This is a genomic window from Acinetobacter higginsii, assembly GCF_000369845.1.
GTDB lineage: Bacteria > Pseudomonadota > Gammaproteobacteria > Pseudomonadales > Moraxellaceae > Acinetobacter > Acinetobacter higginsii.
Map to the genome: position 1 here is coordinate 194,064 of NZ_KB850222.1, position 12,093 is coordinate 206,156.

The following is a 12,093-nucleotide window of genomic DNA, read 5'->3' on the forward strand; positions in this document are numbered from 1 at the left end:
CAAGCTGCTTTTGTGTTGTCATTCTTGAAAAAATGCAAGTAAGCTATTTATGCATATTTGTTGATCTATCAATCAAATGATCAAGGACAGCCATCGAGGCTTGCGCCAATTCGTACCTGAAATCAAATAAATATTAAGCAATTGTGAATTCTGCATTTATTTTTGTATTGATATTGATAATAATAATGATTCTTATTTAATTAATTGCAGCGTTATGAACAATCAGCTTAAACAATCTGCTTTAAATATTGCGATAAAATCGATTCTGATTTTCGGGGCATTTTCACATCACGCTTGGGCACAAGAACAGGGCGCAAGCGTACTCCCAACCATTAAAGTTGCAGCCGAGGATGAAAAAACAGAAGGTAGCGAAAGCTTTCAAGCGAAATCATCTCGCACATCATCCAAGCTAAAACTTTCCTTAAAAGAAACACCACAATCCGTCAGTGTCATTACGCGGGAACAGATTGAGCAACGGAATCTGAATATTATTGATGATGTGCTTGCGGCCACGCCAGGGGTCACAGTCACTAAAAATGATAGTGAACGCTCAAATTATTCTGCGCGAGGCTATGCGATTAGCAACCGTCAAATTGATGGCATGCCAATTGGCGAGAATAGCCCACGGGTCGATAGTTTTTTCTTTGACCGTATTGAAGTGATAAAAGGGGCAACAGGTTTAACAGGATCTACGGGAAATCCATCTGCCACCATCAATATGATTCGGAAACGTCCTGCAAAGGAACTGACAGGCTCGGTTGCCACCTCATTTAGTCGCTGGAATACCATTCGCAATGAGGCTGATGTTTCAATTCCTTTGACGGCTGATGGCAGTGTGCGCAGCCGTGTGATGGCCGCACGACGAGAGGGGGAATCCTATATGGATTATTACTCTCTGGAAACCTTGGCGGCGATGGCGATGGTTGAAGCCGATATCACGGACAAATTAACAGGCAGTATTGGTTTTCAATATCAAGACAACCAACCACGTGGTTCAACGTGGGGGACCGTTCCCTATTGGAATCAAGATGGTTCGCTGGCCAATTTACCGCGCAATTTCAGCTTGGCCAATCGCTGGAATACCATTAGCCAAAGTGACAAAACTGTATTTGCTGATTTGACCTATAAATTTGAGAATGACTGGATGATCAAGGCGGCTGCTTCACATTCATTGTCCAAAAGTTTCTGGCTGATGTCTTATGGCGGTTCTGGTTTTCCTAACCAAAATGATGGAACAGGCGTTGGGGTTTGGTCAACAGTATATCCAACATCTGAATCTAAAAAGACCAGCTTAGAGTTGTTCGCCAGTGGGCCGTTTAAATTATTTAATCGTGAGCATGAATTGGTGATTGGTGGAAATGGCTTTGATCGTTCTACAGATAGCCCAGGTGGAGCTATTGACGGTATTGCCAGTAATCAATTGACTTGTACCAAGAAAGTGAACGGGGTAACGCTACCTTCTAATAATATTGGTGATACTTGTGTGATTAATGATTGGCGTACATGGAATGGTAATACAACGCCAAAACCAGGCTACACGGTTATTCCTTCGACTAAAGATGCAAAACAACGTAATTATGGTGCATACAGTACCTTAAAGCTAAACCTAACAGATGATCTAAAATTGATTGTCGGGGGACGTTATAGTGATTATTCGGCAACGAATGGTACCAAGAGTGATGTGAAAACCGATGCTTTCACACCTTACTTTGGTACCACTTATGCGATTAACGATATTGTCACTGCCTATGCCAGTTATACCGATATGTTTAATCCAAGCAGCCAGAAAGACCGCAATAACAGTTTCCTAGATCCTGAAACCGGTAAAAGTTATGAGGTGGGTTTAAAAGCCAGTTTATTGGATGACCAACTTTTGGCAACCGCTGCTGCGTTCTGGTCGAAAAAGGAGAATGTTGCAGTTCGTGATGAAGAGGCGATTGCAGCAGGTATTAAAACCGATGACGGCGGTGACCCAATGAAAGCTTCGGGTGAAGGGCTAAAAATTGAAGGCTTTGAGCTGGAAGCGATTGGACGGATTACACCGACGTGGAACATTACTGCGGGTTATACCTATGTGAACAGTATTAGTTCAGAAACCGTAAAGGCTTCGACCACGCTTCCTCAGAATCAAGTCAAAATCTACACCAATTTCAAACTCCCTGAACAGCTCTGGGAGGGTGCCAATAAATTCAATATTGGTTTTGGTGTGAATTGGCAAAGTGAGGTAGTAAGTAAGTCGAGCAGTGCACCTAAAAACTCAGATGGTTATGTACGACAAGATGCTTACTTCTTGGCAAGCGCCAATATGGGCTATACCTTCAACGAGTCATTCAGTGCAAACTTACAAGTGAATAACTTATTTGATGAAAAATACTATCAACAGGTCGGTTTCTATAATGGTGTTTATTGGGGCGAACCACGTAATGTAACTTTATCGCTACGTGCCAAATTCTAAACCGCAGAAAATAGACTTTTAATCGTGAATAAAGGCCTAACGATCAGAATAGGCCTTTATTCAAAAAATTTTTTAGATGCCATAGGTGCAAGTTGCAGCAACGCTTATTATAAAAATAGCTAAAGTGAATCAAAGTATTTTAAGTAAAAAACAATCTAACTCAAAAGCATAAATTTAATCGCCCTGATTCAGTAATATAAAGCGAACAAAAAATGTGACGTAAATTGTCATAAATAGACGGTTCTGTATGGACAGTAAAACGATATTTTGAGTAAAATGCGCTAAATTCAAGCAGATAATCTATAAAAAAAGATGGCGAATAATATCTTTCAAGCTTTAGAAAGCTTGGGCCTGACAGCACAAAAACGTGCGATTCACGCTCAATTTTCAAACACATCTTTAAATAATCAAGTTTTCTTACAGCGTATTGAAGGTCTGCATCAGCTCAATCATGGTCTTGACCTACAATTACTCTGTCTTTCGACCAATGCAGTCATTCCTTTAAAAAGTTTTATTGGCAGTCAGGTTGCCATTGATATTGTGACCGATAAAGCAGAGTTGACGCGTATCTCAGGGATTATTACCCAAGCCGATATCGGCGCCAGTGACGGTTCGCTGACTATTTATCGTTTAGGTGTACAAGACCCCACCGCCTTGTGGAAGCAGCGTCGTAACAGCCGTGTTTTTATGGCGAAATCTGTCGTTGATGTGATCCAGATCATTTTTAAAGAATGGCAGGCTAAAAGTCCACTGTTTGCGGCCAGTTTAAGTCTGGATTTAAGTGGCTTAAGCAAACAATATGACATTCGTCCATTTATTATGCAGGCCAATGAACTTGATTACGACTTTTTGACTCGTTTGATGCGGGCAGAGTCGATTAACTGGTTGATTGATGAAGCACAACTGAAGGTATCCAGTTCCAGCGAACAGATTCAGCCACAGAAACTCAGACTCATCGATGACAATAATCAATATAAAGCCCTAGAGCGCCGTAATATCCGCTTTCATCGCAGTAGTGCAACAGAAACACAAGACAGTATCACGGCATTTGTAGCGCAGCGTTCCTTACAACCGAGTGCAGTGCATGTACAGCGTTGGCAAGCCGATGCCTTGGAGCAAGAAGAAGGCGCAGGCAGTGTTCAGAGTAAACATCAGCATAGCGATCAACATGATAACCAACAGCTTGCGTTAGAACAGGCGTGGCATTTTTCACCGGCTTGGATTCAGGATTTAAACGGTGAAGATGGCAGCACTAAATCGGGCAATGCTCAAATTGAAAAACTAAATCAGAGCCTGAGCCAATATTATGATTCACAGGCCAAGCAGTTTATTGCGACATCGACTGTTCGCGATACCCCAGTGGGCTATTGGTTTGAACTGAATGAACATCCTGAAATTGATCAGCATGATGGCGCAGACAAAGAGTTTCTGATCAGTTCAAAAACGTTCTATAACCAAAATAATCTACCTAAAGATTTAACGGATCAAGTTGCAGCTTTGCTTCAACAAAGCAATTGGCAAAGCAGTCCTTTTCAGCATGCGGTCTCTGATGAACGTCAAGCCAATCAACTGACATTGCAACGACGTAATATTGGTCTAGTTCCTGAGTATAACCCGTTACAACATCGACCTGCGACACATCCTCAACGCGCCAAAGTGGTGGGGCCAAGTGGTGACGAAATTTATGTGGATGAATGGGGACGGATTAAAGTTCGCTTCCTGTTTACCCGAGCAGATGACCACAGTCATGATAGTGGGGCAGGTGCCAATGACAATGATACTGACTCTGCATGGGTGGATGTATTAACGCCGTGGGCAGGTGAAGGCTACGGTGCACGATTCTTGCCGCGGATTGGTGAAATCGTAGTGATTGATTTCTTTGATGGCGATATTGATCGGCCCTTTGTGGTTGGGCGGATTCATGAAGCACAGCGTAGTCCGACCAAGTTTGATGACGCAGGCAAGTTACCTGATACCAAGAAACTGGCAGGCATTAAATCCAAAGAATACCAAGGTGACGGTTTTAACCAACTACGTTTTGATGACACCACGGGACAAATCAGTGCGCAACTACAAAGTAGTCATGCCGCCACTCAACTGAATCTAGGTAAACTCAGCCATCCAAAAGATAAAGCTGAAAGCGAAGATCGGGGTGAGGGCTTTGAACTTCGGACCGACCAATGGGGTGCAGTTCGTGCGGGTAAAGGTTTACTGGTTAGTACCCAAAAGCAGGATCAGGCCCAAGGGGAGCATCTTGATGCCGAACCTGCCAAGCAACAGCTAGAAGGCAATCAAAACAATGCTAAGGCTTTAAGTGAAGTCGCCAAAAATCAGCAAACTGATGAAATTGAGTCTTTAGAACAGTTAAAAGAATTTGCAGAACAGATTGAAGCAAAGATTGCCAAATTTAATAAAGCGTTGTTGTTGCTTCATTCGCCAGCAGGTATTGGTCTAAGCAGCAATGAAGATATTCATGTGTCTGCAGATGGACAAATCAATCAGATTGCAGGCGATAGTATTAACCTGAGTACGCAAAAAAATCTGATTGGTCATGCTCAAAATCGAATCAGTCTGTTTGCTGCTCAGAATGGGATTAAGCAAGTGGCTGCCAAAGGCAAGTTTGAGGTTCAGGCTCAGTCAGATGGACTGGATTTACTCGCTAAGCAAGGCATCCAAATTATTTCCACTGAAAGTCAGATTCAAATTAGCAGTCCGAAAGAAATTGTGATTACCGCAGGCGGTTCTCAAATCAAGCTGAATGGCTCAGGTATTTTTCCTGTGACGGGTGGCAAGTTTGAGGTGAAGGCGGGGCAGCATTTGTTTATGAGCGGCTCAAGTGTTAGTACTCAATCCAGTTTGCCACCACCACCAAAACGTGGACAAGGGGTACTGGAGTTGCTTCACGATTACAAACATGGCGAGTTTGTGAAACAGGGTGGCTATCAGGTTATTGATTCACTGGGGCAGCAGTTTTCTGGTCAGTTGGATGATAAAGGTTTTGTACGGGTTTCTGGACTGGCAACGGGTGCAGCAAAAGTTGTATTTGAAGATGATAAACGTGATCCGTGGGCGGAATCCAGTGACTTTAAACGCCCGCCAATGTGGCCAAATGAAAATGACCCTGATGCACAAACCTTATTGGGCAAAGCAGAAACAGGTCTAAAAAATGCAGTTAGCAGCGCCAAGAATGCTTTAGGTCAATCCTTTACCAGTCCTTCTTCAGTGTTAAAAACGCTTGAGACTGCAAAGCAGTTGAAGGAGGGTGGAGCAAAGGCTTTATTGCCAATGCTTCAGCAGGGGGTTCAGTCTAACCTGACAGAACAAGCAAATAAGCTATTGGCTGATCAGATCAAGGACAATCCATTGGCACAAAAAGTGATGAAAAATATGGGCAGTCCTTTGGACAGTCTATCCCAGTTCAAAAATCCATTGCGTGCGCAACAGAACCTAATGGCAAGCGATAAAAAGACCAAAGATCCGTTCGATCTAACGCGTTTTGATTTTAAAAATTAAGCTTTGAGAATGATGAAAGATGGCGACACCACCTAAGAAGACCAACAATCAGCAAAATAAACAGAGTGTAAGAACCAATACTGGACAAGTTGCGGTTGTGCCTTTAAACAAAATGTATGCTGCTGATGTCAAAGCAGGTATGAATAAAATCAATTCATGGTTGAAGAAGAACACCAAGGACTATGTCGACTTAAATACCATTAAAAGTGTAGCAGGCTCGCTTCCAGTGATTGGTAATGCGATTGCTTTGGTGGATGCCGTTTACGATGTTATTGATATCAGTAAAAAACCAAACCCGGGTTTTGGGGATTGGCTGAATCTTGGTTTAGATGTGATTGGGATTATTCCTGTACCGCCAACCATGGCAACAATGCGCATGAGCTTGAGACCGACTTTGAATCTGGTTCGTCAAAAAGCAGGTGGGGTCATTTCCGATACCATTTTGGTGATTTTAAGTGATCACTTAAATGAACGTATTGCAGGTGAACTCGATCAGTTTGCGGCAAAAGCTCAACCGCTTGTCAAAGATATGATGCAGCACTGTGGAACAAAAATCACCAGCATCAGTAATGATTTTGCCAACGGCATACAAAAAATATTAAATGGTCACGTCTTTAGTTCAGCAGGTAATGTCAAACAAGCACAGAAACAACTTAATAAAGTCAATCTAGATAATTTACAGCGTAATCCGAAAGCTACTTTTAATAATGCTGTAGATGGTTTGACGAACTTATGGAAAGCGAGCGTTAAGGAAAATATTAACACGGTTGCCAAAGGTGTTTCATCGGTTGTGCCAGCCAGTGCGAAACAGCCGATTCAGCTGGTTATTACAGGGATTCGTGGTTTTGGTAAAAAAGCGCCGCAGTTCTTGATGACTTTAGCCGATCCGGGCAAAGCAATGAGTATTGCTTGGTTATTAAATGTCTTATTAAAAGCTGTACAAAAATTCAAATTAAAGAAAAAAGCCACAGCCAATATTACTCAGAAACAGGTTGCTAAAAAAGAGAAGAGTCGACCGAGTGGGGAACTGGAAAAAACCAATCACCAAGCCAAAGCGAAAAATAATCCAAATGAAGTGTCATGTCCACTGAATTTAGGTGGTGGAAAGACCAAAACAGGTACTAAAAAACATATTACTTATGCATTGGGAACTGAGTTTTTAACTCATCAGGATGCGTATGTGTCTACGATTGAAAGTTTTATTTTAAATCGAACCTATGCATCGAACTTGTATCAATTAGATCAAGGAGAGTTCGGGGCAAGATGGTTGACCTCTTTTACCACCCGAATTGTGCCGCAAAGTGAATATATTGAGGAAACGGAACAACAGGCCGCATATATCAAACCGTTGGCAGGGCTAGAATATATTGGTCCAGACGCACGCCCAGTCAAATTACCTCAATTAAAAGTGGGCGAAAGCTTTCATAATCAAACAGAAGATTTTTACTATAGTGTGATCTCTGAACATATTCAGATGATTTCCTATCAAAAAGAAGAAAAGCATATTTTTGAAAAGTATCAAGATTATTATCGCTTATCTGCGATTGAATATAAAAATGGGGTGACCTTAGCGGTTCGTTATGACCATCAATCGGGTGATCATTCATTTATTTCGGATGTATTGATTAAAGAGAAGCAAAAATTATTGGCGCATGTCGCTTTCCAAGTCGATGTACAAGGCCGTATTGACGATGCATGGTTGGTTGAAAATGGGCAATTGCTTCGTCCGCTTGCGAGTTATAACTATAACCATAAAGGCGACTTAATCGAGGCCATTACTGAAAATGGCGCAAGCTATCATTATCAATATGAGCATCACTTATTAAGCCGTTATACCGATCTGACTGGTCGTGGTATTAATCTGGAATATGACGGGATTGAACCCACATCGAAGGCCTTTCACGAATGGGCTGATGATGGCAGCTCTGAGAGCAGACTGGCATGGGATGAAAATATCCGTTTAACCTATGTAACGGATGCCTATGGGGCAGAAACTTGGTATTACTATGATATTGATGGCTATACCTATCGCATCATTTATCCTGATGGATTGGAAGAATGGTTCTTCCGTGATGATTTTGCCCGTGTTACCAAGCATGTTGATCGTGACGCCGCAGTAACCATTTATGAATATGATGAAAGTGGCAATATTGTCAGTGTTACCCAACCTGACGGTTCAAATTTATATTATGCCTATGATGACAAACGTCAATTAACAGGCATGGTCGATGCTGAACAAGGGCGTTGGTTTAAGGAATATGATGCTCAGGGCAATATTAGCAAGGAAATCGATCCGCTAAAACGTGTAACAGAATACAGTTACAATGCTTTGGGTTTACTCACTTCGATAAAAGATGCCAAAGGGGGTTCCAAGCAGTTAAAGTATGATGATCAGGGTAATCTGATCAGTTATACAGACTGTTCGGGCAAAACCACAACATGGCAGTATGATGAACGTGGGCGAGTAAAATCAGTTGAAAATGCCTTAAAACAAAAGGTTGAATACTTCTATAGTGACCTAAGCACAGAACAACGTGAACCGATCAGTCAAGGTATGCCACTGAATGCTTTTGGTCAGCTTGAAAAAATCAAACATGCCGATGCCACAGAAGAACATTTTGTCCATGATGCCGAAGGGCGTTTATTGGCGCATGTCGATGCCAAAGGACATCTTACACAATATCAATATGACGCAGCAGGACTGATTTCATCTCGTACGGATGCCTTGAAGCATACGTTGAAATATCAATGGGACAAGCTGAATCGTCTGAAACGTTTGACCAATGAAAATGGGGCAAGCTACGAATTTTTCTATGATGTTGCCAGTCGCCTGATTAAAGAAATTGATTTTGATGGTAAAGAAACCCTGTACAAATATGATGAAACAGATGGCAATTTATCCAGCAGTATTGAGGTGGCCTCTGCATTTGGGCAGGACTTAAAAGATCGGGCTGCACCGAAAGATCGTATTCAACAATTCCTATTTGACAGCATGGGACGACTGGAACAGCGTCAGGCAGGCTATGGCTATACCGAGCAGGAATTAGAACAAAAACAGGTTGAAGAATTTGCCTATAACAATAATGGCCAATTGATTCAGGCTAAAAATAATGAGAGCAATCTCCAGTGGTATTACGATGTCGTCGGTAATCTGGTGAGAGAGCATCATCAAGATCATCAAACGCATAAAACTGCGGTGTGGAAACACAGTTATGATGAAATCAATGATCGAATTAAAACCATGCGTCCAGATGGGCAACAGGTCGACTGGTTAACTTATGGCAGTGGGCATGTTCATGGTTTGGTCCTGAATGGTGAAGATACTGTCAGTTTTGAACGAGACGATTTACATCGTGAAACTGTTCGCCACTATGCCAACGGGATTAGCCAAGAGCAGCATTATGATGAACTGGGGCGTCTGACTCAGCAACGCGTGCTGAATGGGCATGAATTTGCATATACATCGCCGCAGCAGGCAATACAGAACAATGCCATTCAAGAAACTGAACAGTTGATTCAGCGTTTATATCAGTACGATAAAACGGGGCAATTGCTCAATATTGCAGATACTCGCCGTGGCAATATCCAATATAAATACGATCCTGTCGGTCGTTTACTGGAAGCCAATAGTAAGTTGGGTAAAGAAACCTTTAGTTTTGACCCTGCAAGTAACATTATTGACCGAAATCATCTTCAAGAACCGAATGCAGCCGCAACAGCAAGTAATGCTTATGGTTATAACCGTTTGGTGAATAATGTTGTTAAAGCATATTTAGATCAGCAATATCAGTACGATGCTTATGGTCAATTGGTGCGCCAAAAATCATCTAAAGGGGACTTGTACCTTGAGTGGGATGTTTGTGGGCGGTTAATCAAGAGTCGTAATACAGAATACACTGCGGAGTATCGTTATGATGCTTTAGGACGACGTATTCAAAAGCGCAGTAAACACCATCATACAGGTGAAGAGCAGAATTTGATCTATGGCTGGGATGGTAATACTTTGGCCTTTGAATCCAATGATCAGATCACCAAGCATTATGTGTATGAGAAGGATAGTTTTGTCCCTTTATTACAAGCAATCTATCGTGAACCGATTGAGCTTGTACAAACACCTGATTGGACAGATCAGCCTTATCATATTGCCAAAGATCCTTTATGGCGTAAGACTGCCCCAGCAAAATCTTTAGATGATATTTGTTTCTATCATTGTGATCATTTGGGTACGCCTCAGGAGATGAGTGATGCTCAAGGTCAAATGGTCTGGAAAGCTGAATATAAGGCGTGGGGTGAGCGTGTATCAGCAAGGTCAGCATCTAACTTTTTTGAAAATTCAGAAATCGTCACCAATAATATCCGCTTCCAAGGGCAGTATTTTGATGAAGAAACAGGTTTACATTACAACCGTTATCGATATTATTCGCCTTATGTAGGACGTTTTATCTCTAAAGATCCGATTGGGTTGTTGGGTGGTAACAACGTATATGCTTACGCGCCAAACCCTGTAAGTTGGATTGATCCTTTGGGGCTGAATAAAAATTGCCCACCTACTTTATATAGAACTATGAAACCAGAAGATGGAAAATTTAAAGATAGTCCATTGGATGGTGCTCCAAATTCTAACCAAAAGGGAGCAAGAACTGCTTCAAGTAATCCTAAACATAATGATTTTGAAAACATTACTTCAGCAAATGATATGGTTGGTCCCTCTCATACTGGAAAGCAGGGACTAAGTTCTAGTTTAGAAGAGCTTCCGACAAGAACGGGACAAGTAAATGGTAAAGTTGATGCATCAACTTTACCGAAAGGGCTTGGTTATGAAAATGATCATGGTAAGCATGTTTCAATATATCCTGCAAAAGATATGACATTTGGTGAATATCAAAAGCTATTGAATTCAATTGATTGGAAGTAACTATGAGTGTATTAAATTTTAAAAATAAAATAGTTCAGCTGTTAGAAAATAATGGTAGTGATGAGGATATTGATAATGTATTAAATGACTACATTAATGAAGGGGGGACGAGAAATGAAGTTTATAAATCTTTAAATGAAATTTTTTTGATGGAAGAAAGTATGATTCAAAAAAATATAAAATTACAAGATCAATTCGATTATTTGGGTGAGTTACAAACAACAATCACAGGATATTGTTCACCTAATTCTATTGTAAAATTTAAAAATGAACCTACCACTAATATGGAGGATTTTTTAAGTTATGTTCGAGGTGAAAAATGGAAGGTTTAAAATGGTATGTGAATGATAGATAATAACATTTTTTTAAAAAAACTTTATCCTTCTGGTATTGTTTTTCCTGTAAGAATAGGTCGCTTTAGTGTTGATCTATCTGGGTATTGTGATATCGATTTTCATGTTAGTGAACGACCAGGTATAGATATTAAAAAATATGGTTTATGGGGGGAGGATTATAATACTGTTGTTATAAAGCTTAAAGGACGGTTGGTGGGGAGTATATATATTGAAAATTGGATTAAAAATAGTTTTGGTGAGTTGGTTTTTGAAGATAAAGGGAAGTATTTTGTTTTAAAAGTGCATAAAGATGATTTTGTTTTTTCTATTGAAATAGAAGGTTTGATATTTCAAGAATTGTCTGTTTATTTTGATGGTGTTGAATGATTTAATTAATTTGAGTTGGGGTGTATAAAAATTCCATGAAATAAGTTGGTGTTTTAGGGGGTGAGGTGAAGTTTAATATCCTTGATAAGTTAAATAGGCTTATGGGAGATTCTTTAAGTACAGATTCTTTATTTGAGGAACTAGGTGAGATTTCAGATCTGTTTTCTCCTTATTTGAATGAGAAAATATTTGAAAAAGATGTTTTAATCAAATTATGGGATGTTTTAGTATGTATATATATTAATAATCCACTGAAGGAAAATAGATCGGATGCTCTATCTGTTATTTATGATGTTTATATTTATGCTGTGAATATAGGTTTTTCTATAGATAAGAAAGAACTGATTAAACATTATTTTGAGTTGAGTGGTAACGATAAATTAGATCAAGAATCTAAAGAAATTTTAGAAGAAATTTTATTTGATATTTAATGATTTTAGCGAATATTTCAATAATCTTAAAAGTCTGCTTAATTGAGGCTTAGTAAC

General features: G+C 40.3%; 6 protein-coding genes. All 6 read left to right on the forward strand.

Going from position 1 to position 12,093, the window contains the following annotated elements; translation table 11 throughout:
• Window positions 1-214: 214 nt before the first annotated feature.
• The 6 genes from F885_RS04480 (at window position 215) to F885_RS21295 (ending at window position 12,036) form a co-directional block, all read left to right on the forward strand.
• A complete protein-coding gene (locus tag F885_RS04480; protein ID WP_005321641.1) occupies window positions 215-2,455 on the forward strand; it encodes a TonB-dependent siderophore receptor in 2,241 nt (746 codons plus the stop codon).
• Between the two features lie 312 nt (window positions 2,456-2,767).
• Entirely contained in the window at window positions 2,768-5,968 is a 3,201-nt protein-coding gene (locus F885_RS04475; RefSeq protein WP_005321643.1) for a type VI secretion system Vgr family protein, read from the forward strand.
• 19 nt (window positions 5,969-5,987) lie between these two features.
• Window positions 5,988-10,883 (forward strand): RHS repeat-associated core domain-containing protein, encoded by a 4,896-nt coding sequence (locus F885_RS04470; protein WP_005321645.1) that lies wholly within the window; start codon window positions 5,988-5,990, stop codon window positions 10,881-10,883.
• 2 nt (window positions 10,884-10,885) lie between these two features.
• Entirely contained in the window at window positions 10,886-11,215 is a 330-nt protein-coding gene (locus tag F885_RS21065) for a hypothetical protein (protein ID WP_005321647.1), read from the forward strand.
• Between the two features lie 12 nt (window positions 11,216-11,227).
• A complete protein-coding gene (locus tag F885_RS21290; protein ID WP_005321650.1) occupies window positions 11,228-11,605 on the forward strand; it encodes a hypothetical protein in 378 nt (125 codons plus the stop codon).
• Window positions 11,606-11,670: 65 nt separating this feature from the next.
• Window positions 11,671-12,036, forward strand: coding sequence for a hypothetical protein (locus F885_RS21295; protein WP_032859697.1), 366 nt, complete (start codon window positions 11,671-11,673; stop codon window positions 12,034-12,036).
• Window positions 12,037-12,093: the final 57 nt, after the last annotated feature.

What these genes read in the sequence shown, in the direction of transcription:
- F885_RS04480 (WP_005321641.1), top strand. Translation starts at nt 215, where the DNA reads ATGAACAATCAGCTTAAACAATCTGCTTTAAATATTGCGATAAAATCG.
- F885_RS04475 (WP_005321643.1), top strand. Translation starts at nt 2,768, where the DNA reads ATGGCGAATAATATCTTTCAAGCTTTAGAAAGCTTGGGCCTGACAGCA.
- F885_RS04470 (WP_005321645.1), top strand. Translation starts at nt 5,988, where the DNA reads ATGGCGACACCACCTAAGAAGACCAACAATCAGCAAAATAAACAGAGT.
- F885_RS21065 (WP_005321647.1), top strand. Translation starts at nt 10,886, where the DNA reads ATGAGTGTATTAAATTTTAAAAATAAAATAGTTCAGCTGTTAGAAAAT.
- F885_RS21290 (WP_005321650.1), top strand. Translation starts at nt 11,228, where the DNA reads ATGATAGATAATAACATTTTTTTAAAAAAACTTTATCCTTCTGGTATT.